Source organism: Pseudomonas sp. M2, assembly GCF_015751845.1.
GTDB lineage: Bacteria > Pseudomonadota > Gammaproteobacteria > Pseudomonadales > Pseudomonadaceae > Aquipseudomonas > Aquipseudomonas putida_E.
This window is the reverse complement of sequence record NZ_JADOUD010000001.1, coordinates 5316348-5339792: the sequence shown is the minus strand read 5'-3', so window position 1 is coordinate 5339792 and position 23445 is coordinate 5316348. Positions and strand designations below refer to the sequence as shown.

23 protein-coding genes are annotated in these 23445 nt (G+C 59.9%); 7 read left to right on the top strand and 16 right to left on the bottom strand.

All coding sequences use genetic code 11. The features are described from left to right. Positions 1–117 precede the first annotated feature (117 nt). The 6 genes from IWW33_RS24715 (at position 118) to IWW33_RS24690 (ending at position 5638) form a co-directional block, all read left to right on the top strand. Positions 118–1056 carry a branched-chain amino acid ABC transporter permease gene (locus IWW33_RS24715; protein WP_174141306.1) on the top strand — a complete coding sequence of 313 codons (939 nt, stop codon included), beginning with the start codon at positions 118–120 and terminating at the stop codon, positions 1054–1056. A gap of 10 nt (positions 1057–1066) precedes the next feature. Continuing rightward, positions 1067–2308 (top strand): ABC transporter ATP-binding protein, encoded by a 1242-nt coding sequence (locus tag IWW33_RS24710; RefSeq protein WP_174141305.1) that lies wholly within the window; start codon positions 1067–1069, stop codon positions 2306–2308. Continuing rightward, on the top strand, positions 2305–3078 hold the full coding sequence (locus tag IWW33_RS24705; RefSeq protein ID WP_174141304.1) for an ABC transporter ATP-binding protein: 774 nt from the start codon (positions 2305–2307) through the stop codon (positions 3076–3078). Before IWW33_RS24710 ends, IWW33_RS24705 begins: the two co-directional genes overlap by 4 nt. Further along, the gene (locus tag IWW33_RS24700; protein ID WP_174141303.1) at positions 3075–3791 is read left to right on the top strand and encodes an ABC transporter ATP-binding protein; all 717 of its coding nucleotides are present in this window, start codon (positions 3075–3077) and stop codon (positions 3789–3791) included. The genes IWW33_RS24705 and IWW33_RS24700 overlap by 4 nt, the downstream gene beginning before the upstream one ends. Positions 3792–3840: 49 nt before the next feature. Beyond that, positions 3841–4188: a RidA family protein gene (locus IWW33_RS24695; RefSeq protein WP_174141302.1), complete on the top strand. Its 348-nt coding sequence runs from the start codon at positions 3841–3843 to the stop codon at positions 4186–4188. Between the two features lie 64 nt (positions 4189–4252). Further along, complete coding sequence (locus IWW33_RS24690) at positions 4253–5638, top strand: amino acid permease (RefSeq protein ID WP_174141301.1); 1386 nt, start codon at positions 4253–4255, stop codon at positions 5636–5638. Between the two features lie 61 nt (positions 5639–5699). Here IWW33_RS24690 and IWW33_RS24685 read toward each other — a convergent pair whose 3' ends face one another. After that, a complete protein-coding gene (locus tag IWW33_RS24685; protein ID WP_174141300.1) occupies positions 5700–6917 on the bottom strand; it encodes a DUF3422 domain-containing protein in 1218 nt (405 codons plus the stop codon). 131 nt (positions 6918–7048) lie between these two features. Between IWW33_RS24685 and IWW33_RS24680 the strand changes: the two genes are divergently transcribed. Beyond that, positions 7049–7186, top strand: a complete 138-nt coding sequence (locus IWW33_RS24680) for a cytochrome c (RefSeq protein ID WP_174141299.1) — start codon at positions 7049–7051, stop codon at positions 7184–7186. Between the two features lie 778 nt (positions 7187–7964). Here IWW33_RS24680 and IWW33_RS24675 read toward each other — a convergent pair. The 15 genes from IWW33_RS24675 to IWW33_RS24605 all read right to left on the bottom strand — a co-directional run bounded on the left by IWW33_RS24675 (position 7965) and on the right by IWW33_RS24605 (position 23218). Then, a complete protein-coding gene (locus IWW33_RS24675; RefSeq protein WP_174141298.1) occupies positions 7965–9764 on the bottom strand; it encodes a sigma-54-dependent Fis family transcriptional regulator in 1800 nt (599 codons plus the stop codon). 83 nt (positions 9765–9847) lie between these two features. Beyond that, positions 9848–10738: a transporter gene (locus IWW33_RS24670; protein ID WP_174141297.1), complete on the bottom strand. Its 891-nt coding sequence runs from the start codon at positions 10736–10738 to the stop codon at positions 9848–9850. A 58-nt stretch (positions 10739–10796) separates the two neighbouring features. Then, positions 10797–11921: an NAD(P)-dependent alcohol dehydrogenase gene (locus tag IWW33_RS24665; protein WP_174141296.1), complete on the bottom strand. Its 1125-nt coding sequence runs from the start codon at positions 11919–11921 to the stop codon at positions 10797–10799. Positions 11922–11939: 18 nt separating this feature from the next. After that, positions 11940–13409 (bottom strand): benzaldehyde dehydrogenase, encoded by a 1470-nt coding sequence (locus tag IWW33_RS24660; RefSeq protein ID WP_174141295.1) that lies wholly within the window; start codon positions 13407–13409, stop codon positions 11940–11942. A gap of 273 nt (positions 13410–13682) precedes the next feature. Further along, complete coding sequence (locus tag IWW33_RS24655) at positions 13683–14855, bottom strand: M20 aminoacylase family protein (RefSeq protein ID WP_174141294.1); 1173 nt, start codon at positions 14853–14855, stop codon at positions 13683–13685. Positions 14856–14858: 3 nt separating this feature from the next. Continuing rightward, positions 14859–16148, bottom strand: a complete 1290-nt coding sequence (locus IWW33_RS24650) for an MFS transporter (protein ID WP_174141293.1) — start codon at positions 16146–16148, stop codon at positions 14859–14861. Between the two features lie 339 nt (positions 16149–16487). Beyond that, positions 16488–17405, bottom strand: coding sequence for a LysR substrate-binding domain-containing protein (locus IWW33_RS24645; RefSeq protein WP_174141292.1), 918 nt, complete (start codon positions 17403–17405; stop codon positions 16488–16490). A gap of 141 nt (positions 17406–17546) precedes the next feature. Continuing rightward, on the bottom strand, positions 17547–18464 hold the full coding sequence (locus IWW33_RS24640; protein WP_174141291.1) for a LysR substrate-binding domain-containing protein: 918 nt from the start codon (positions 18462–18464) through the stop codon (positions 17547–17549). Between the two features lie 50 nt (positions 18465–18514). After that, a complete protein-coding gene (locus IWW33_RS24635) occupies positions 18515–19192 on the bottom strand; it encodes an alpha/beta fold hydrolase (protein ID WP_174141290.1) in 678 nt (225 codons plus the stop codon). Then, complete coding sequence (locus tag IWW33_RS24630) at positions 19185–20027, bottom strand: class III extradiol ring-cleavage dioxygenase (protein WP_174141289.1); 843 nt, start codon at positions 20025–20027, stop codon at positions 19185–19187. The genes IWW33_RS24635 and IWW33_RS24630 overlap by 8 nt, the downstream gene beginning before the upstream one ends. 20 nt (positions 20028–20047) lie before the next feature. Beyond that, positions 20048–20677 (bottom strand): NAD(P)-binding domain-containing protein, encoded by a 630-nt coding sequence (locus IWW33_RS24625; protein WP_014861913.1) that lies wholly within the window; start codon positions 20675–20677, stop codon positions 20048–20050. Positions 20678–20911: 234 nt separating this feature from the next. Continuing rightward, positions 20912–21868 (bottom strand): alpha/beta hydrolase, encoded by a 957-nt coding sequence (locus IWW33_RS24620; protein WP_174141288.1) that lies wholly within the window; start codon positions 21866–21868, stop codon positions 20912–20914. Positions 21869–21952: 84 nt separating this feature from the next. Next, positions 21953–22567, bottom strand: a complete 615-nt coding sequence (locus IWW33_RS24615) for a nitroreductase family protein (protein ID WP_014861915.1) — start codon at positions 22565–22567, stop codon at positions 21953–21955. A gap of 23 nt (positions 22568–22590) precedes the next feature. Next, positions 22591–22944 carry an antibiotic biosynthesis monooxygenase gene (locus IWW33_RS24610; RefSeq protein WP_047602739.1) on the bottom strand — a complete coding sequence of 118 codons (354 nt, stop codon included), beginning with the start codon at positions 22942–22944 and terminating at the stop codon, positions 22591–22593. 76 nt (positions 22945–23020) lie between these two features. Continuing rightward, a complete protein-coding gene (locus IWW33_RS24605) occupies positions 23021–23218 on the bottom strand; it encodes a 4-oxalocrotonate tautomerase family protein (RefSeq protein WP_174141287.1) in 198 nt (65 codons plus the stop codon). Positions 23219–23445: the final 227 nt, after the last annotated feature.

Below are 23445 nucleotides of genomic sequence, written 5' to 3'. Positions count from 1 at the left end.
AAAGCGGGCTTCAGCCCGCTACATAACAAGAAGATTTATTCCTACCTGCCAGGCCTGTTGGCGCGCGGTGCAGTGTCGCTGCGCGCCGACGACAACGCAGTTTCGAGGATTCAACTCGTGGACGGTAACTTCGATATCTTGTTGCAACAGATCCTCAACGGCTTGGTGCTGGGCAGCATCTACGCCCTGGTAGCCCTGGGTTACACCATGGTCTACGGCATCATCGGCCTGATCAACTTCGCCCATGGCGAAGTGGTGATGGTCGGCGCCATGGTCACCATTTCAGTCCTGACGATGCTGGCCGGCGCAGGCTTTGCCCCCGGCCTGATCACCTTGCTATTGGCGATCATGGCCGCGGTGGTGGTGTGCATGCTGCTGGCCCAGGGCATGGAAAAATACGCCTACAGGCCGCTGCGCAAGGCGCCGCGGCTGACCCCGCTAATTCTCGCCATCGGCATCTCAATCGCCCTGCAGAACCTGGCGATGATGATCTGGGGGCGTGGCTACAAGACCTTCCCGGAAGTGGTCGAAACCCGGCCGGTGGAGGTGTTCGGCGCAACCGTCACCAACGTGCAGCTGTCGATCATGTTGATCGCCGTGGTGATCATGCTCGGCCTCTGGCTGCTGGTGGACAAGACCCGCTTGGGCAAGGCCATGCGCGCCACTGCGCAGAACCAGGAAGTGGCCGGGCTGATGGGTATCAACATCAACCGGGTGATCAGCGCGACCTTCCTGATCGGTGCAAGCTTGGGGGCCATTGCCGGGGTAATGCGCGCCATCAACTACGGCCAGGCCGATGCCTACATGGGCCTGCTGCTGGGCCTGAAGGCGTTCTCCGCGGCGGTACTTGGCGGTATCGGCAACCTGTTCGGGGCCATGGCCGGCGGCCTGTTGCTGGGGTTGATCGAATCGCTGGCGGCAGGCTACACCGGGCAGTTGACGGGCGGCTTCCTGGGGGCCAACTACCAGGACATCTTCGCCTTTTCGGTGCTGATTCTGGTGTTGCTGTTCCGTCCCAATGGGCTGCTTGGCGAACGCCAGGCTGACCGGGCGTGAGGAGGCAGTCATGAAAAACCTCAAGACCCAGTACCTGTTGTTGATTATCTGCTTCATCGCCTTGCCGTTCCTGGTCGAGGCCATCCCGATGCTGGGCCCGACCTGGGTGCGCATCCTTGGCTTTGCCATGCTCTACGTGCTGCTGGCGTTGGGCCTGAACATTGTCATCGGCTACGCCGGCCTGCTCGACATGGGCTACATCGGCTTCTACGCCATCGGCGCCTACCTATACGCCTTGCTCGCCTCGCCACACCTGAACCTGGCGGGCCTTGCCAGCGGGGTTATGGACTGGCCGATCTGGGTGATCATTCCGCTGGCGGCAGTTGCTGCGGCCATCTGTGGTGTGTTGATTGGCGCGCCGGTGCTCAAGCTGCGCGGCGACTACCTGGCGATCGTCACCCTGGGATTTGGCGAGATTATCCGCATCTTCATGAACAACCTTGACCAGCCGGTGAACCTCACCAACGGCCCGCAGGGCATCAGCAATATCGCGCCACTGCATCTCGACGGCGGGGCATGGATGCATGCGCCTGGGGAGGGCGCCGCTCCTTTGCTGTCACTGCAGCAGAGTTGGAGCCTGTTCGGCCTGCCGGTGTCTCCGGTGATCAGCTACTACCTGTTCTTCCTGTTCATCGTGATTTTGTGCATCGTGCTGTCCAAGCGCCTGGAGGTCTCGCGCATCGGCCGGGCTTGGATGGCCCTGCGCGAAGATGAAGTGGCCGCCGAGGCCATGGGCCTGAATAAGCGCAACCTCAAGCTGTTGGCCTTCGCCATGGGCGCCACCTTCGGCGGGGTGTCCGGGGTGCTGTTCTCCAGCTACCAGGGCTTTGTCAGCCCCGAGTCGTTCACCTTGATGGAATCGATCATGGTGCTGGCCATGGTAGTGCTCGGAGGCATGGGTTCGATCCGTGGCGTGGTGCTGGGGGCGTTGATCCTGTCGGTGATGCCCGAACTGTTCCGCGACCTGGTCAACTGGGTCCAGCCGTGGGTGATGGACAACGTCACTTTCATCAGCCGCGACATCCTGCGAAACGTGCTGGATGCCTCGACCCTGCGCATGCTGGTGTTCGGCCTGGCACTGATCCTGGTAATGCGTTTTCGCCCCGAGGGCCTGTGGCCGTCCGACCGGCGCCGCGCCGAGCTGCACGATGGCGACCCAGAACCTGCACCGGAGGAAGCGGCCACCGCAGTGCAGGCGCCGAGCAGCGAAGCATCCTTCGACCTTCCGATCAAAGAGGCTGACAAGGCATGAGCGACATCCTTCTCGAGCTGCACCAGGTCAGCAAGTTCTTCGGCGGCCTGCAGGCCCTGCACGGCATCGACCTGAGCATCCGCCGCGGCGAGATTCGCGGCCTGCTCGGTCCCAACGGCGCCGGAAAGACTACCTTGTTCAATGTGCTCACTGGGCTGTACCGGGCCGAGCAAGGGCGGGTGGTTTTCGACGGCAAGCCGTTGCTGATCAGCAAGCCGCACAAAGTGGTGGAGGCCGGTATCTCGCGGACCTTCCAGAACATCCGCCTGTTCCACAACATGACTGCCCTGGAAAACGTGATGATCGGCCGCCATGTGCGCACCCGCAGTGGCGTCTTCGGCGCCATCTTGCGGACCCCGGCCTGCGTGCGTGAAGAGCGCGAGATCCGTCAGGCCGCGCGGTATTGGCTGGATTACGTGGGCATTGCCCATCTGTGGTGCGAGCTGGCGAAGAACCTCTCCTATGGCGACCAACGCCGCCTTGAAATCGCTCGGGCACTGGCCACAGAACCCAAGCTGATCGCCCTTGACGAGCCAGCGGCGGGCATGAACGCCTCGGAAACCGAAGGCCTGCGGCGGCTGATGTGCAAGATGCAGGCGGACGGCAAGACGGTGCTGCTGATCGAGCACGACGTGAAGCTGGTGATGGGCCTGTGCGATCACATCACCGTGCTGGAGTTCGGCCGCAAGATCGCCGACGGCCTGCCGGCCGACGTGCGCAAGGACCCCAAGGTGATCGAGGCCTATCTGGGCGCGGAGGCTGTGGCATGAACAACATTCTGCAAGTGAACGACCTGCAAGTGGCCTACGGCGCTATCCAGGCTATCAAGGGCATCGACCTGAGCGTGGCCCAGGGCGAGATGGTCGCCCTGATCGGCGCCAACGGCGCGGGCAAGACCACCACCCTCAAGACCTTGGCCGGGCTGCTCAAGCCCAATGCCGGGCAGATCACCTTCGATGGCAAGGCCCACGCGGCGATCAAGGGCTTCAACCTGATTCGCGAGGGGCTGGCGCTGGTACCGGAGGGTCGCGGCATCTTCCCCAAGCTGACCGTACACGAGAACCTCCAGATGGGCGCCTATTCGCGCCGCGACGGCAAGGACGCCATCGACGCCGACATCGAACGCATGTACGGCATCTTCCCGCGCCTCAAAGAGCGCGCGTTCCAGTTGGCCGGCACCCTGTCCGGTGGCGAGCAGCAGATGCTAGCGATCTCCCGCGCGTTGATGGGCAAGCCGAAGTTGCTGCTGTTGGACGAGCCGTCCATGGGCCTCGCGCCGATCATTGTGCAGAAGATCTTCGAAACCATCCGCGAGGTGGTCAAGGACGGGGTGACCCTGCTGCTGGTGGAGCAGAACGCGCGCCTGGCCCTGCAGACCTGCGACCGCGCCTACGTGATCGACTCAGGGCGCATTGCCCTGACCGGCAGTTGCCAGGACCTGCTGCACGACAAGCAGGTGCAGAAGGCTTACCTGGGCGAGTGATGCCGTGGCCAGGCAGTAAACCTTGTTATCCACCAAGAGAGTGTGTGCTGTGAGTGACATTGAACGATACCAATTCGATACCCGTGTTCACCATGCCGTCAAACACAACGGCGTGGTGTACCTGACCGGGCAGGTGGGCACCCCCGGTACCTCGGCCGCCGAGCAGACCCGCGAGGTGCTGGCCAAGATCGATCAGTTGCTGGAACTGGCAGGCAGCGACAAACGCAAGATCCTCAACGCGATCCTCTGGCTCGATGACCTGAGGGACTTCGAAACAGTGAACAGCGTGTGGGACGCCTGGGTAGACAAGGCACATGCCCCGGCGCGCTCCACCGGCCAGGCCCGCATGGCCAAGCCCGGCATGCTGGTGGAACTCATCATCACGGCCGCCACCTGAAAGGCGGTATTTGCTTAAGTCTCGCCGTTGCCCGTGCAACGGCGCAGCCGATCGAAGGTTTCAGATGATGTCGCCCCAACAAGAACAACCGCGTTCCCTGCAACATGGCCTGACCTCCCGCCAGATCTCGATGATCTCGATTGCTGGCATCATCGGTGCTGGCCTGTTCATCGGTTCCTCCAACGCCATCGCCTCTGCGGGTCCGGCAATCCTCATCTCCTACGCTTTGACCGGGGTTTTGGTCCTGCTGGTGATGCGCATGCTCGGCGAAATGGCAGTGGCCAACCCCAACAGCGGCTCGTTCTCGACCTACGCCGGTGAAGCCATCGGGCCCTGGGCTGGCTTCACCATCGGTTGGCTGTACTGGTGGTTCTGGGTGTTGATCATTCCGGTCGAGGCCATCGCCGGCGCAGACATCCTGCACGCCTGGTTCCCCGCCGTACCGTCCTGGCTGTTCGCCTTCCTGATCATGGGCCTGCTGGCCTGCAGCAACCTGGTCAGTGTGAAGCATTTCGGTGAGTTCGAGTTCTGGTTCGCCCTGGTCAAGGTGCTGGCGATCATCGCTTTTATCATCGTCGGTGGCATGGCCGTGTTCGGCGTCTGGCCGCTGGCCCAGGTGTCCGGTGTCGGCCAGCTGTGGGCCAATGGAGGTTTCGTGCCCAACGGCTGGGGGGCGGTGCTTGGCGGAGTGCTGATCACCATCTTCTGCTTCTTCGGGGCGGAGGTGGTGACCATCGCTGCGGCCGAGACCGCCAGGCCGCAAGAGAAGATACGCCGTGCCACCAACCTGGTTGTGTACCGGATCGCCATCTTCTACCTGGCATCGATCTTCCTGGTGGTGTCGCTGGTGGCCTGGAACGACCCGCAGCTAAAGGCCGTCGGTTCGTTCCAGCGCGTGCTGGAGGTGCTCAACGTACCCGGTGCCAAGCTGCTGGTCGACCTGGTGGTGCTGGTGGCGGTGACCAGTTGCATGAATTCGGGGCTGTATACGGCATCTCGGATGCTGTACTCCCTGGGCGCCCGTGGCGAAGCGCTGCCGATCACCCGGCGTGTTTCCGCCAGCGGCGTGCCGGTGACGGCGGTGCTGCTGTCGACCTTGGCGGGGTTCGCCGGCTGTGTGGTCAACTACGTGTTTCCGGGCAAGGTGTTCAGCTTCCTGCTTTCCACCACCGGCGGCATCGCGCTGCTGGTGTACCTGGCCATCGCCGTCTCGCAACTGCGCATGCGCGCGCGGGCCGAACGCGAGGGCACCACGCCGGCCTTCAAAATGTGGCTCTTCCCCTGGCTGACCTGGCTGGTGATCGCCAGCATCTTGCTGGTGCTGGGGTACATGCTGTTCAGTGACGCTTACCGGTACGAGGCGCTGATGACAGCCGGGGTAACGGTGTTCATTCTGCTGGTGTGTTTCACTCGATATCGCACAGCAGGCGTATTGCTTCGTTCGTCGTAGGGAAGCGCGTGCTCTTCGTTGCACAGGAGCGCAGCAGCGCTCCTGTGCTGGGCAAAGGCGCTCAAAGCTGTTTTGCGTGCCTGATCCGCATGATTATCACCAGCAACACCATCACCACCGGAAGCGCCATCCCTGCCATTGCATCTCGCGCCGTCAGCCCAAGCCCCAGCACATTCAAGCCGCCATACAGCAGCTTGAAAAGACTCAGCAAATAGTAGGAGATGGCGATGAGCGACAAGCCTTCCACCGCCCTCTGGATCTTCACTTGTGCATCGGCCCTGGCGTTGAGGCTCAACAATATCCCCGCATTCTGCTCCTCCATTTCAACTTGCACTCGTGCCTGCAGCAAGTCGCCCAAATTGGCGACATTCTTCGCTAACTGTTCCAGCCGCTGCTCGGTGGCTGCGCAAAAGCGCACGGTTGGCTTGAAGCGGCGCTCGATGAATACCCCCAGGCGCTGGCAATCACCGACATGGCTCTCACGCAATTCGCCCAATCGCTCGAATACAAGCTGCGCATAGGCCTGGGTGGCGCCGAAGCGATTGCGCGTTTTTACCGTACGGCTGACCACCTGCCGCGACAGGTGAGCGATAGCCTCAAGCAGGGCCTTGGAGTCATGGCCGTCGCCCCCGGCGCTGCGCTCTGACAGTTGCACCAAGGTCTTGTCGAAGGCGTCCAGTTCCTGGCACAAGTCCTTGGCGGTGGTCAGGGTCAGCGAGGCCATCATGCGATAGGTCTCGATTTCCAACAGGCGACGTATCATGCGGCCCTGGCGGTAGGCGTTGAGGCGGCGGTTGATGAACAGAAAGCGGTTGATGCCATCTTCGGTCAGACGAAAATCGCTCCACACCACCGCATCGCCACCGCCGACGCAGGATCCACAGGGGTCCTTGAAACCGTAGCGGGGCAGGTCCAGGTCCTGCTCGTCGCGCACCAGAACCTGCACGGCATTAATCACTTGGGCAGCCTGCGGCGCGATAGCCTCGGCCAGCGCCGGTGGCAGTACCTGCCATTGGGTGTTCGCGGTAGTGCTGGGCACCACCAGCGTCAGGGTGAAGAACTCGGTGTGCCGTTCCCACTTGAGCGGGTGGCCGTCCAGGCGGGTGATGCCTTGGGCCGCATCTGTGTCGGCCGACTTCGGGCAGCAGCGCTGCAGTAGCGCGGCACAGGCCGCATAGCCGCCAATTACGGCAAGGTGGAAAACGTGCGCCGGGCCGTCGAAATATAGTGACGGGCGGGCGTGCAACTCGTTGTGCAGAACGGTGCGTTGAGGATGCATGGTGGTCCGGCCTGATGTTGTAATTGTGGGAGTGCCGGAAAGTGGGACTTTGCCGAGATGTCTCGAAGTCACATGGATATCGATTTGTCTATTCATCGGCTTCCACCGAGCGCGCGCCGTCGGTGTTGCAGATGCCTGGCTTTGCCGAGCGCATGGACGATGCCGAGGTCGCCGAGCTGGCTACCTTCCTGCGTCAGGGGTGGTCGAACCATGTCGGTGTTGTGACGGCCGAGCAGGTGCGGGCGGTGCGTGCGTCACAGGGCCATTGACACGTAACGGCACGTAAAAGGAAAGGCGCTAAGGCGCCTTTCTTCGTCGATGAGTATTATCGTTGGACCTGGCAATTTCAGCGATGCGCCGGACATAGTTGAACTCAAGTCTTTGTGGGGTCAACGACCTCGCATGCAAAGTTTTTTTCTTCATCGAAGGCGATCTCAATCGGATTCCGTCCAGCCGCCGGCTTGAGCATGAGGCTGAGAGTAATAGCGAGTGGATGTAGCTAACAGGCTGAGCGGCGCCCGACTTCAACGATTGCTGACTTCGCAGTAACGCGGTAAAGCCGTTCGTAGCGTCTGCCGGCAGTTCGTAATGTTTTGCCCTAACCTAAAGCTTTTATCCCAATCGATCATCGCCATCGACGGCAGTTGATGAGCATCTTCTGCATCGTAAGGCTACTTGAAGCGATCTGGGCGACAATCCCGCCGCTCAGTGGCCCGCGAATAGCCGTATCGGCCGCTTACCCGGCCCATACCGAATTACAAATGTCTTTTCGATAGGAGGGCTATTCGCGCGCTCGCCTGCTCATTCCGCAGGCACTCCGTGCGACTTTAAGTTTCGATGTTTACTGCGTTTTCACACTGGCTGGACCCGTTGCTGCCGTACGTTAGGGACAGCAGTCGGCCACCAGATACCGTGCACCAGCATGCAAGCGTTTTGGCCATGATCAAGGCTTGAAACCTGATCGTCGAAAACGATGCCTGACGTCGGTCCAGACTGGAGGAGCTTCGCCAAGAAGAAGGAATTCCGGCAACCTTGGCCAAAGTCATATCACCGCGAACCTTGATTGGCCAGGCGCTTGTACAATGTGGTACGCGAGATACCGAGCTCTTTGGCTGCGGCGCTGACGTTACCGCCATGGGCAAGCAGCACGCGCTCGATCACCCCTTGGGTGACGTAAGCCAGGTTGCATGAAGCCGGGACTGCAATGCCCTGCAGCTCATCAGGCAGGTGTTGCACGCCAATGCACGGTTCACCGGCAGCTAGCACCCCGACCAGGCGTGCCACGTTCTCCAATTGCCGTAGGTTCCCCGGCCAATGGTAAGCCAGCAACTGGCGCCTGGCGTCGGCCGCCAGCGGTGGGAAACCCGGGCGGTGGAAAAAACTGTCGATCAGCTGAGCCTTGTCCAGCCGCTCCTCAAGGGAGGGCAGGGCTACGCGCAGGCCGTCCAAGCGATAGAACAGATCCTCGCGGAAGCCTCCTCTGCTTACCAGCGTGGCCAGGTCCTTGTGGGTGGCAGCGATCACGCGGGCCTTCAGTGCTACCGTGCGAGTGCTACCAACGCGGGTAATCTGCCGTTCTTGCAAGGCCCGCAGCAGCCGGCTTTGCAGGGACAGCGGCATGTCGCCTATCTCATCGAGCAGTAGGATGCCGTCGCCAGCAGACTCCAGCAGGCCCATGGCACCGCCTTTGCGGGCGCCAGTGAAGCTGCCCTCGGTGTAGCCGAACAGTTCGGCTTCGATGAGGCTTTCGGGTAAGGCGGCGCAGTTGATCGCCACGAACGGAGCCTGTGGGCAGCAGTGCGCATGCAGCGCCTTGGCGAACACTTCCTTGCCAGAACCGGTCGGCCCGGTGATCAGCACCGGCAGGTTACCCGCCACAGCCTTGCAGGCATCGTCGAAGCGAGCATTGACCCGCCGGTCGCTGCCCAACTCCGTTGTGCTGACAGGCACCGTCCGGGGCTTGGCGATGGGTTTGGCCAACAGCCGGCCATACAGGCGTGAGCCATCGGCCAGGGTCATCAGCTGCGGTGAGCCATCGAGGCTGGTTTGGCTGGGGCGGTCGAACAGCTGATCCAGCCACAGCCCTTCTGGGCGGTAGCTTGGCACGCTCAGCAATTGTTGCGCAGCGCGGTTGGCTGCATGCACCGTACCATCGTCATGCACCGCCAGCAGCGCCTGCAGCGGTGAGCCGAGCAGCCTGGGATCGTGTTGCAGTTCGAGGATGCGGCAGCCAGGCAGGTTGAGGAAAAAGTTGTTCTCGGTGGCCAGCGCGGCATGTTTGAGGCGTTCCAGCATAGTGCCAGCGTTACGGGTACCAATGCCGGTCAGGTCCAGCGCCCCGAGCAGCTCGCCATTGACCCCGCGCAACGGCACGCTGACGCAGAAAAACTGGGCAAACTCCTGCAGGTAATGTTGGTTACCGGCAACGATCGCCGGCAGGCCGTCCATCAGCGTGCAGGCCGGTGCAGTTGTGCCGACGTCGATCTCGCTGACCCGGCGCCCGGCGTGCAGGGCCGACAGCGGGCTGTCGATGCCTGCCGGTTTGCGGGTCTGGACAATGCGGTTGTCCGGGTTGACGCAAAAAAGCATCCAGTGCGAATCGCCAATCAGCTCCCACAGCCGTTCCAGCTCCGGCTGCACGCAAGCAGCTAGCTGGCTGTCGGCCTCGGTCAGTGGCAGCATATCCAGCTGCCCGCCTGCCAGGCGCGGTTGCCATGGACTGAGCCCGGCGGCCCTGGAACGCTCCCATGAGCGCTCGATCGGTTCGGGCAGCAGCCCGGCTGGCAATGGCAGGCCTTCGGCAAACTGCTGACGGGCGCTGTGCAACTGGAGCTGTAGGCGATCCATGGGTACACCTTGTGAGGGTTGACGACACGCTACTGACCGCGCACGTTGCGCCGCTGTCAGCAGCGCGTCAAGGCTGCCGGGTATCAGAACAGCAGCAGCGCCCGCAGGTTGACCCCGGTGTCCTCCCGGAAACCGCCGACCACACGGGTGTCGTGGGTCAGTTGGCCGCTCAGTTGCACGGTGCTGCCGACCATCTGCTGGAACTCCAGGCGCACTTGCTGCACCTCGGTCTTCTGCCCGGTGTAGTCGCCCGACAGGTGCTGCTTGCCGCCTTCGCTGGCGGAGAAACCCAGGGCCAGGCGCTGGGCCGGGTTGAAGTCATAGCGCAGGTTGGTCTGCAGCTGGTAGGTCGTGTCCTGGCGTAAAGTCTGGCTGCCACTGCCAGCCTTGTCGTTGCTGCCATAGAACACCGCATCGGCGTACCACTCCATTGACCAGCGGCCCCACAGCGGTTCTACCCAGCCCAACTGCAGGTCGCCTTTCCAGCGGTTTTCGCCCAGGTTCACACCGGCGTCGCGGTCATACTGCCCCCACGGCAGGTACAGCAACGGGGTAATGCCGAAGTAGCGGCCACTGGCGCCCACCCCTGGCTGGTTGACCAACCAGAAGGTGGCGCCGATGATCGGGTCGGCCATGCCGCTGTTGCTGCCCAGCGTCTGCCCGGCAACCTTTACGTCGTAGACATGGCCAAAGGGCAGCAGAATTTGCGGGTCTATCGTGATACCGCCGATTTCTGTGAAGTGGATCAGGCGCAGGATGCTGATGTTCGAACGCAGGCTGGTGCCGTGCGAGGAGTCGGGCGCACCGTCGCCGTTGAAACGGTCGGCGCGGCTGAATTGCTGGTACCAGGCAGCGACGTTGGTACCCGGCGGCAGAGCGGTGTAGTCGCCTGCATTCACATCCACGGCCAGCGCTTTGGCCGAAACCAGCGCGCAGGCCAGCGTGCCCCAGGCAAGGCTGGAGTTTCTAATCATGACAGGGTTTCCCTTTTTCTTGTTATTGGGCGGGGACAGCGCGGCTGTCCCCTGAGGCTCACTTCTGGATGCGGATGATCGGTTTAAGCGTCAGACCTTTCTCGCTGTCCTCGGCGGCCTGGTTGATTTGCTCGAAGTCATAGAAACGCACCAGCTTGTCAAAGGCGAAGCGGCCTTGCAGGTACAGGTTCACCAGCTCGGGAATGAACTTTTTCGGCACGCTGTCACCCTCGACGATGCCGCGGATGACCTTGCCGCCCAGCAGCAGGTCGTTGACGTCGAATTGCGCAGTGGTGCCCAGCGGCGGTGCGCCGACTACCCCCAGCGCGCCGCGGCTGCCAAGGGCATCCACGGCCTGGCGCAGCACTTCCGGGCGCCCAGTGGATTCCAGGGCGAACTGCACGCCGCCGCCGGTGATTTCGCGGATCGCGGCCACCGGGTCGGCCTCGCGGCTGTTGACCACGTGGGTGGCGCCCAGCTCCAGGGCCAATGCCAGGCGCGATGGCACCACGTCTACCGCGATGATGGTTGCTGCCCCTGCCACTTGCGCAGCCAGCACGGCCGAGAGACCCACCGCACCGCCGCCAAAGGCAGCAAAGGCGCTGCCGGGCGTTACTTTCAGCGAGTTGATCACAGCGCCGGCGCCCGTCTGGATGCCGCAGCCCAGCGGGCCAAGCAGCTCGATAGGCGCTTCCTTGGGCACACGTACGGTGTTGTTCTCGCGCCCCAGTGCGTAGGTGGCAAAAGACGACTGGGCGAAGAAGTGGTCATTCAGGGCCTGGCCCTGCACGTCTTGCAGGGCATGCTGGCCGTCGGGGTCTGCACCACTGAAATTGCGCCCGAAGAAGTCCTGGCAGTAGGCGGCCTGGCCGGCATCGCAGGCCAGGCAGTGGCCGCAGTAGCCGTAGGTCATCACCACGTGGTCGCCCACGGCCAGGTTCTGCACCAATGGGCCAACAGCCTCGATGATGCCCGAACCTTCGTGTCCCAGCACCGCCGGTAGCGGCACCGGGTAATATTGGTCGCGCACGATCATGTCGGTGTGGCACATGCCGGTGGCGACGATACGCACCAGCACCTCGTCACCTTGCGGTGCTCGAATGCGTGCCTGCTCCAGCACGAAGGGGGCACCTTTGCCACGGGTTACAGCAGCCTGAATCGGGCGGAAAAGGGGGGTTGTCATTGTTATTGTTCTCCGGATTTAAAGGGGGTAGGCAGGTGCTTCGCCCTTGAGGGTCAGCCATTGCCATTGGGTGAACTCTTCCCAGTTGGCGGCGCCACCGATGCTGGTGCCGTTGCCGGATGCACCGACGCCGCCGAAGGGGTTGATGACCTCGTCGTTGACGGTCTGGTCGTTGATGTGCAGCAGCCCGGTGCGCAACTGTTCGCCCAGGCGCAAGGCGCGGCCGGTATCGCGCGACAGGATGGCTGCGCTCAGGCCGTAGTCCGTGTCGTTGGCCAGGTCCACGGCTTGCTCATCGCTGTCGAATGGCACCACCACGGCCACGGGACCGAAGATTTCTTCGTGGAATGCCGGGTTGTCACGCTGCACATCACTGAGCACGGTTGGCTGGAAGAACAGCCCGTCAGCCGAACCACCGGTTGCCAGTGTTGCCCCGGCAGCGCGTGCGGCGTCGACGATGCGCAAGGCGTTGTCACGCTGGGTCGCGTTGATCAACGGACCCAGGTGCACCTTACCGCTGGCCGGGTCGCCCACTGTCAGGCTGCGTGCCTTGGCCACGAGGCGCTCGACGAAGGCGTCATAGATGCCCCGTTGCACCAGCACCCTCCCGGTCGACATGCAGATCTGCCCTTGGTGCAGGTACACACCCCAAGTGGCGTTGGCGATGGCCAGGTCCAGGTCGGCATCGTCGAGGATGATCAGCGAGTTCTTGCCACCGAGTTCGAGCGAGACTTTTTTCAGGTGGCGGCCGGCGGCCTCTCCCACCTTGCGGCCAGCGGCGGTGGAGCCTGTGAACTGGATCATCGCCACGCTGGGTGAAGCAGTAAGTGTTGCACCGGCCTCTGCGCCGCCCGGCAGTACATGCAGCACGCCTGCTGGCAAGCCAGCCAGCTCGAAAATGCGGGCAATCACAAGGCCGCCGCACACTGCAGTGCGCGGGTCGGGCTTTAGCACCACCGCATTGCCGGTGGCCAGTGCCGGGGCAACGGCACGCATGGCCAGGTACAGCGGGAAGTTGAACGGCGAAATCACTCCGATCACGCCCAGCGGTCGACGTCGGGCGATGCTCAGGCGGCCGGCGGTGGAGGGCAGAACTTCACCCTGGCTGCGCGAGGGCAGGGCGCAGGCTTCATGCAGCGACTTGATGGTGATGGAGGATTCGAAGCCTGCCTTGGCTTGTGTCGAGCCGCTTTCACACACGATCCAGTCGGCGATCTCTGCCTGATATTGCTCGGCGATGGCTGCCGCCTTGCGCAGCACGCTGGCGCGTTCTTCATAGGGCAGGGCATACCAGTTGCGCTGGGCCTTGGCGGCCTCGCGGGCGCTTCGCTCCACCTGCTCGGCACCGGCGTTGGCCAGGGTCCCCAGCGGCTGGCCATTGCCAGGGGAGGTGACTGTAGTGGCGGGCATTTCACCTGGCACCCAGGTACCGGTGAACAGTCGCTCATTCCAGAGTTTGTTAGGCAGTAAGGTTTCCACGCGAAGCATCCTGTGTTTTGTTGTATTTATGGATGCTTACTGCAGAGGGCATGCCAATGAGCAGAAGGGGCTAAATACCGGTATATCGGTGCGCGAAGTGTCCAGCTTCTGAACGATTCCCTGCTTTCGCAGTGTTCAGATTCTGAACATGCCAGGTGCTGAATGCGCACATGGACATGTGGGGGCTTGGGCGTTGAAATGTGCGCGTAGAACGATCAGTGCCAATTGCACTCGTCAGAGTGCTCCCCCTGAGCGAAAGCTTGGGGGAGCATCCGTGCCAGATTAGCTCAGGTACCCTTGCACAATCTTGACCCAACAATCCGACCCTATACGAATCAGTTCATCATTGAAGTCATAATGCGGGTTGTGCACTGAGCAGCCATGAAACTCACCTTCGCCATTCCCCAAGAAAAAATAGCAACCCGGGACCTGCGTCAACATCCACGCGAAATCCTCTGTGGCCATGAGTTTTTTACCCTGTGAAATCAGGGTGCCTGGGGTGAATAGCGGCTCAAGGCACTGGCGGACCTTCTGGGTTTCGAACGTACTGTTAACCAGAGCCGGCGCCAGTTGGACGGTTTGCAGACTGATGGTCACACCGTACAGCTGCTCGTGCCCACGAACAATTTCTTCCAGCCGTCGATTGATCTTCTGCTCCGTTTCCGGTGAGTCGGTCCGCACGCTCAGCAACATCGAAGCTGTATCCGGAATGATGTTGTAAACAGTGCCCGCATTGACCATCCCGATACTGATGACGGCATGTTCATCGACCGCCAGGTTGCGCGACTTGATCGTCTGTATGGCATTGATGAGACTGGCGATGACCGGGAAGGGATCGACGCTGCGTTCTGGCATGGCACCATGGCCGCCACGACCTTGAATTTCAATGCTTACCCGCTGAGAGGCCGCCATGGTCGGGCCGGCCTGTACCACCGCAGTACCTACGGGAATACCCGGTAGGTTATGCAGCGCGAAGATGGCATCACATGGGAAACGTGTGAACAAGCCGTCTTCCATCATCTTTTTCGCGCCGCATAGCCCTTCTTCATCCGGTTGAAAAATCAGATTGAGAGTGCCATCGAAATCCACAGAGTCGGCGAGCCGCCAGGCAGCCGCAAGCAGAATGGCTGTGTGGCCATCATGGCCACAGGCATGCATGCGACCCGCTACCTGGCTTACATGTGCAAAGCGGTTTTCTTCCTGCATGGGCAGCGCATCCATGTCGGCACGCAAGCCGATACTGCGTGTGCTGTTGCCCTTGCGCAGGACACCGACCAGGCCATGCCCGCCGATGCCGCGATGCACTTCGTAACCCCAGGATGCCAGTTTTTCAGCGACCACCGCTGCTGTAGCAGGCGTCTCCCCACCCAGCTCTGGCATCATGTGAATTTGACGCCGCAGTTGCACAAAGGCTTGCAGCTCGGAAGGTGATTGGGTGTCTTTAAAGGCGTTCATTGCTCAGTCCCGACCAGGGTTTTCAGGATACAGTGCCAGGCAGGAGAGGCTTATTACCCCCCCTACCAGCAGGTAGAGCGCTGGCGCCAGCGGGCTCTCCAATGCGCCGGTCAGCCATGTGGCGATGAGAGGGGAGAAACCACCGAACAGCGTGACTCCGAAGCTATAGCTCACGGCCGTACCGAGTGCGCGGGAACGTTTGGGAAAGGCCTCCATGATCAACGCGAAGAACGCCCCAGAGCCTATGCAAGCAGGCAATACCAGAATTGCGATTACCAACATTGCCATGAACAGGTTGGTGCTCAGACTCAGTACGTAGAGGGCTGGGCCGGCAAGCACGACTGGCAGGGCAATGGTCCAGACCAGCAGCTTCTTGCGCAGAACGTGGCGATCGGCAAATCGCCCCGCCAAGGGGGTGATCACCGCCAGGCATGCGCTGGCAACACAAGCAACAGCGAGTGCACTGCGCTGTGGGTAACCCAGCGAAGAGGTCAGATAGGCCGGCATATAGAAAATGAACAGGTAGATGCTGATGGTCGCACTCGCCATGAGGCCAATGGCGAGCACCGTGTTACGAAGATCGAAATGATCACGCCAGTGTCCTTCGCTGGCCTCGGGTTGCGCTTCGTGCGTTTCTGGCAAGCAGCGGCGGATGTACCAACCGACCGGCCCGATGAGCAGGCCCAGCATGAACGGGATACGCCATCCCCAGTGCTCGAGATCCTCTGCGGTCAAGACCGTGCTCAGTAGAAGTCCGGCCCCAGCCCCTACCAGAGCGGCATACCCCTGGCTTGCAGCCTGCCAACTGACGTTGTGACAGCGATTGGCCGTGCTGCTGGACTCCATGAGGAATACTGACGCGGTACCAATTTCTCCGCCCGCGGAGAACCCTTGCGTCAACCGACCTATGATGAGTATCAAGGTACCCAGCACGCCAATCTGATGATACGTCGGCGCAAAGGCGATCATCGCTGTGCCGAGGGTCATCAGTCCGATGGTCAAGCTAAGCGCTGCCTTGCGGCCATGACGATCGGCGAACCGGCCTATGACCACTGCCCCGACCGGACGCATGAGGAAGCCCACGCCGAAGGTTGTCAGGGATAAAAGTAACGAGGCCATTTCTGATTGCGCGGGGAAGAAGTTTCTCGCGATCACCACAGCAAAAAAACTGTAAATGGTAAAGTCGTACATTTCCAAAGCGTTGCCTAGGGCGCATGCAACGGTGGCCTTCTTAGACGCTGACCGGGCGGTAGTAGTGTCGCAGGTGATAGCGGGTGCAGGGAGAGTGGACATCAGGGTGGTCCCGTCTTGTTATGGTGTCCCCCGACTATCATTTAATTTTTACTGCCTGGCACTTACGCTTTTAGGAGCGTCTTAACCAACGGTTAATCACTGCAGGATTTACCAAGGGCAAGCGCACTGAAACTGAGCCCAGTGGTTCGATAACCGAACAGATGCACCTTATGCGACCGCCGAAAAACCGTTAAAAGGGAGAGAATCCAACGCGCAATTTCTGCATAGGCTGCTGCAGGTGCATTTTTCAGATGAGATTCACCGCCCTTAACCAAATCGCAAGCCCTTGCGATATTCCTATGGCTGATCTTGCATCCCATGCCCGGGAGGTTGGGATACTCAGGTGCGCAGAGGCTCGCTCATGCTCAACGACGCACGGATTTCGTAATACAAATCTCGGGCTGAGGTAGTCAGCGAATGACGGTCCGTACAGACCAGATAAATTGGGTATTCAGGCACGCTTTCTTCTACCCGCACTTGAACCAGTTCATTGCTCAACCCCTGAGTGAGCATGTTGTCCAGACCCGCTTCGCTCAACGTCATCAGCGCGTCGGAGTGGTGGAGCAGGTGAAGCGCGAGGAGCACCGACGAGCACTCGGTGATGCGCGCAGGCGGTTGAATGTGATTGTCTTCGAACATCTGGTAGAACTGCGAAGAGTGATCGTGGATCGCATCGAGGCTAACCCAACTGGCCTGTAGTAGGTGGCGCAGCGAGCGTGCGTTCCTGAGTGGATGGGTCTTTCGGCAGACGACCAAACCGGGCATCCGGCTCAGCGATTCCCAATCTAGGTTGAGCCGCTGCGTATGCTGTTGCGAAGTGATGGCGAAATCCAGCGTGCCGTCGCGTATCTGCTGGATGATCTGGTAGGGGCGTAGTTCTATCAGCCTTATCCGCACTCTCGGGTTGCGTATCTGGAAGGCAGTGATACTTTCACCCAGGCCTTTCAACACGGCCGTCAAAGAGGTCACGCCAACAGTGACTTCACCGACCTGCATATCCTTGATGTTCTCAGCTTCCAGTTGCAGCCGACGCAAGCTCTCCATGGAAGACTGCGCATGGCGAATCAGGCGCTTCCCCTCATCAGTAAGGGTCATGCCTTTGTGCGACCGTTGCATGAGAGAGAGGCCGAGCTCACCCTCCAGCTCCTTGATCGAGCGGCTCAATGCCGGCTGCGTCACATGCAGCGCTTGTGATGCCTCGCTGAGGCTGCCGGTTTGATGAACTGCGACCAATGCTTTTATTTGGTGAAATTTCACGGGCAGTCGGGTCCTTACTCAAGCGTGGTTAGCGAGCCTGTATCAGTGTCTGCAGGCGCCGACATGCTCAAGGATTTATCTGTGTCTATCAAGAGCATCGATGCCCAGGTGCTGGTAGTTGCCTCGACCAGTAGTGGGCCATTAACGGAGTGACGGTGGGCTGGGCGATGCTGCAAAAAGGCTCAGTAGCTCATCGACCAGGCAACGAATCTTGGGTCGTAAATGATTGCTTCTGGACCATAGGGCGTGAACCTCGACAGGCTCCGGCTCATAGTCCTGCAGCACCGGCACGAGTGCACCTTTTGCGATCGATTGTTCGAACAGGCAGATGGGCATCTGGCAAATCCCTAATCCCGCCACGGCCGCCGCGATCATGGCCTCGGCATCATCGAATTGGTATGTGGCAGGTGGCGAATACTTCATTGCCTTGCCAGCCTGAGTCATTTTCCATGGCAATAAACCGCCACGACGATAGCCAACGATGGCGCGCTGGCCAGCCATGTCCTCAAGTGTCTTGGGACAACCAAATTGGTCGAGATAATCTGGGGCCGCGCAGGTTACCCAGCGGTGGGAGGTCAATCGCCGCGCCACTAGACCCGGCACGCTGTCGACGCTGCCGAATCGGATGGCCAGGTCGATTCCCTCTTCAGTCAGGTCGACCAACTGATCGCTGAAGGTCAATGTCAGATGCAACTGCGGGAAGCGGCGACTCATGCTCAGCAATACGGGCAGCACCACTTGTTTGCCGAACGCCACGGGCATGTCCACCCTCAACCGGCCTGCTGGAACGCCCAACTGACTGCCAAAACTGCTTTCGGTTGAACGTATTTCTTCCAGTGCCGAGGACCAGACGGTGAAGTAGGCTTCGCCATCAGGCGACAGGGACAGTTTGCGCGTGGAGCGATAGAACAGGCTCGTTCCCAGCCGCTCCTCCAATCGGGCAATGGCTTTGCCTACTGCAGATTTCGAGAGCCCTAAGCGCTCAGCTGCTTCGGTGAAGGTAGCTGAGCGTGCTGTTACCAGAAAGATGTTGATTCCGCTGAACGTGTCGTCAGTCATGCAGACTTACCAGGTAGACAAAAGTGCTACCCAGAAGGATACCTGAGTGCTCAACGTCCTGGGGTGAGCACGAAGGTTTTGTCCAGCCATTGCGAGAAGTCAGCCAGCTCTGGCGCAACGATTTCGTGACCCATGTTGTAGTAGTGCGTTTCGTGAACGACCCCAAGTGTGTTCAGCCAGGCGTCGGCCTCTTTAGCCCAGCGCTCCGGCAACACGTTGTCGTCATGGCCATGGGCAATGAACGCGCGCAGATGCGTGCGACGATACGGTTCGGCGATGATGGGGGCCAGTTCACGCAGCATACGGCCGCTGAGGATTGCAAAGCCTGCCACCCGCTCAGGCTCGGTGAGGGCGACGCTGGCACTCATGATGCCGCCTTGGCTGAAGCCGGCAATCACAGTCGGCAACGCGGGGAGGGCATCAATGAAGCGCAGGAGAAGTTGCCGGCTCGTCTCAGCTTGAACTTCATTGTACGAGGGGCCTTCGTTGGTAAACGTGACCTGGAACCAGGCAAATCCTTGGGGGCTTAGCTGCAACGGACCCCGAAGCAGAATCACTTCGAGCTCTTCGGGCAGCGAGGCGGCCAGACTTGCCAGATTCGCTTCGTTTGAACCGACGCCGTGCAGCAGGATAAGGCGCCCTTTAGGCGACGAAACGGTGCACGCCTTACGGAAAATCAGACCTGTATCAGGTTCGCGAGCGGGGTCGGAGAATGTGGTGTCACGCATGATTGGCGTTGCCTCTGTTGAACTGAGTCGGCTCGGTGTTCGCTTGTGCTACCGAGGTGAAGAGATAACTGTCCATCGCCAGCACACCATAGGTGATGCCACCCTCCAGAACCCGGGTCTGGTAGGTGTCACCTGCAGCGCCCAAGGCGATGAGCAAGGGCAGGAAGTGCTCATCGGTGGGATGCGCCCGCTCGGCGGCAGGTGCCAAGCGCCGGTAATCGAGAACTTGTGCGGTATCCCCGGCCGTGAGTGCCTGCGCTGTCCATGCTGCAAATTGCTTGACGTACGCCTCGCCGTGAGTACTTGCACCCCTGAATTCGTAAAGGTTATGGGTCAGGCTGCCCGACGCGACGATCAACACGTTCATGTCGCGAAGGGGCTTCAATGCCTGGCCCAGCCTCAACGCGCTATGAGTATCAATTGGCATCGGCATGGAGACCTGGATCACGGGCGTGGACGCTTCGGGCGCAAGGTATAAAAGTGGTACCCATGCGCCGTGATCAAGCCCGCGGCGGGCATCCAACCGTGCCTTCCAGCCGGCATCGTTCAAAAGGTCCACGATCTCCTGTGCCAGAGGCGGTGCACCGGGTGCTGGATACTGCAGCTCGTACAGCGCGTCTGGGAAACCACCGAAATCATGGATGGTTTCCGGATGAGGGCTCGCCGTGACGCAGACTTCGCCGCGGGTCATCCAGTGCGGCGAGATGACCACAATGGCCCGAGGTTGCGTCAGCTCGCGACCGAGCTTGGCCAGTTGTTCACCAGCTTGGCCGGGCTCGATTGCGAACATGGGAGCACCATGAGACACAAAGAGAACAGGTAAAGACGTGTTCATGGGATATCCTCAAAAAACGATTACTTGCTCAACCACACTGGGGCAATCGACGTCCCCATACCTGCGCCATAGCCGAGATAGATGTTGAACCCGGCCAGTGGCTCCAGATACCGCGCATTGATCAGCCCACCGGCGTCAGTGGTGTTCCAGCCCATGCTTTGGGCCAGTGCCACGGTGGTTTGTTTGGCGCGCTCATGGTCGGCTGCAATAAACACGGTACCGCGCTGGTTGTCGGCAAACTCAGGGCCGTCGGCGAGCACTTGGGCGAACAGGGTGTTGAAGGCTTTAACGACGTGCGCTTGTGGCACGGCCTTGGCAATTTCTTCAGCAGCGCTAGTGGAGTGGCCAATAGTCAGCGACATGTAGTCAGCGCTCAGTGGGTTGGTGATATCGATGACCACCTTTCCGGTCACGTCGCCCAAACCTCGCAAGGCGGTAACTGCATCGTCATAGGCCGTCGCAATGATCACGGCATCGCTGTCGCCCAAGGCCTCGGATGCAGCGTACGCAGTGACATTAGAATGCAGCGCTGCCAGTGCTTGGGCCTTGGCGAGATCACGACCGGTCACGCGCACGGTATGACCTGCCTTGGAGAGTTGTTTGGCAAAACCCGAACCCATGTTGCCGGTGCCAATTACTGTGATTTTCATAGCTACCTCTCATCGTTGGTTTGCGTTTTCGATGAGCTCATTCTATAGGCTAGAAAAATGAGATAAATAAGCCAAATTGTGATTAATAATCTCGTTTGGTGAGATTATTGGTAGCGGCCGAAATAGAAAAGCCAAGACTTCAGGTCTTGGCTTTTCGCGGTAATCAGGCAGTCGATCGCGGAGACTCAGTTCTCGTTTAAGCTGGCAAGATAGAAAGGTTGCGAACCTCATCCATCAGGATGCGCCCGCTATGAAAGCGTGCAGATCCGCGCTGAATTTCTCAGGGTTCTTGAAGGCCAGAAAATGGTCGCCGTGCTCGGCTTTAGTATAGACATGCAGTACTGAATCCGGGATTACGCTGCACATCCATCGCTGGCTTTCCAGCCAATCACTGTACTCACCTGAGAACACTGCAGTCGGTACATCTATTTTTGTACGAATGACATCGCGCCAATCATTGGTGGCATGGTCGAAGAGTACGCGTCCGGTGAATGCCATGTCGTCTTCGACGACTGCCTCTACCAGGCTCATTGCATTGTGATAATAGGGCGAATCAAGTGCCATGGCGCGCTCGAACACATGATTGGCCGAAACCAGCTGGTTGGTTGGGGTCATGCTCGTATACGACGCGATCATGCGTTCAACGGAGCTGGTGAATGCGCCAGCTTCAAGACGCTCCTGCTCCGACCAGTCCGCATGGCAGTAGATCGAAGGCGCCTGGTCAATGATGCTCAGGGTACGGATGCCTTGGGTGCCAAACAGGTCGATGTAGGCCCACATCACGGAGGCCCCCATGGACCAGCCGCAGTAATCTGCCTGGGCGATGTTCAAATGCTCGGCAAGTTCTTTCACATCCATGGCGAAGCGGGAGATGCGAGTCCCGTAGTTGACACGTTGCGAAAGGCCCTGGTTACGAACGTCCAGCACATACACGTGATAATGCTTGCTTAGGATGTGCATGAGGTGGAAATACAGCGCGCCGTTCGCCGACCATCCCGGTATGAAGATCAAGGGGCGGCCGCTACCGGCTTCCCAGTAGCTCAAATGCACATCGTCACTGGTACGAAAGCTGCTGATCGTCAGCGCTTGGAAGTCAGCAGGTCGCAGAGGCTGGCCGACGATTTGGTGTGGAAAGTAGAAGTCGTTTCCAACGAGTGATTGGAGTGATTGCCTGTCGATGGGGAAATTCAAGATAGTCCTCACAGGATCAGGTAGATAGTCGCCTTTAGACACATCAGGTTGCCCCTCTGGCGACGACATAGAGGGGCGCAGCGGTCAAACCAGTTCCAGAACCTCTTGCACTGCCTTGCGGGGTTTCTGAGGCCAGTTCGAGGCGCCCGGATAACCTACGGTGACCAGCATCACGGGGACATCATTCGCGGTGAGGCCGAATGCTTTGGCAACCTCGGAGGCATCGAAACCAATCATCGGGGTCGACGCCAGCCCTTGACCCTGAGCTGCCAGCATCAACGTCATAGCGGCGAGCGAACCCGAGCGAATCGCCTCGTCACGTTGCAGTTGCAGGTTGTCCTGGTACATGCCAGTAGCAGCCTGTACCCACATGTCATAGACCGACTGGTCGATGATGCCAGCAGTGCGCGCGGGCTCCAGGGCATGCGGCAACGACTTGTGGGGCGCGAGCGTGCCGCACACGATGAACGTTACAGCCGCGTCCACTACCTTTTGCTGACCAAAGGCCAACGGCAGCAGTCGGGCTTTTTCTTCTGGGCTTCGCACCGCCAGGAATCGCCAGTTCTGCGAATTGAACGCCGAGGGTGCGAGTGTCGCCAGTTCAACCAGGTTGGCGATCTCTTGGTCAGTCAGGCGACGCTCGGTGTCGTACTGATTGACGGACGTGCGCGACCTGATGGCTTGAACAATCGTCGACATAAAGAACTCCTTGAATAAATCGATTAACGGCTGAAACCGTCGAATGGTGTCATGTACACGGCGCCGAACGGGTCGAGGCGCTTGCGGATTTCAGCATCTGGCGTGCCGTAGACGACCAGCCCTTTCACCGTGCACAACTCCAGGAAACGCGCGCCGAAAGGAGCGAAGGTGGTGTCTACATGACTAACGACTGCGTCGGCGTTGTAACGCTCGAGAATATGGACGGTGCTGGCGTCTTCATTCACGCTGTACTCATAAACCAGCGTGCCAGGCTCTTGTTGAGTGACCGCTACGATCTGGCTGATCAGCGCTTTGAATTCTGCAAAGTCGTGCGGTTTGACAGCGAGTGTAAACAGGCAGGAAATGTAGGGATGCATAGGATGTACCCGAGGTGATCTGACATTGAAAGAAGCGCGCCGCGACGGGGCAACGGCGCGAGGCTGGCCCCATGGCTCAAGTGTTTTCGGGATTTTCCCCAAACAACTTGCCGGCACCCGCCCAATCGGAAGGTTTGATATCTTCGAAGATGACATAGATGTACTCGGCGGGAGTGCCGGTGTTTTTTTCGATCGTCTCGGTAATATCTGCGGCAACTGTGGCTTTTTGCGCATGATCTTTACCTTCGAACCAGCTGACACGTACTACAGGCATGTGAACGACCCTCTTGAGTAATGATTAGGCGAATGCCTCAAAGCATGGGCTGACGGCAAGAGAGCAGGCGCTACGTCAGCAGAGGAGGCAAGTGATGTCTGCTCTCGAATCAAGCGATGCATTTATCGTAATGTAGAAACTTAATGCGATAAACGGCTTAAATATCCGAGATTTGTAGAAATTAATTCTACCAAGGCCGGGGCGGGGGAGCGGGGCATGAAAATCCC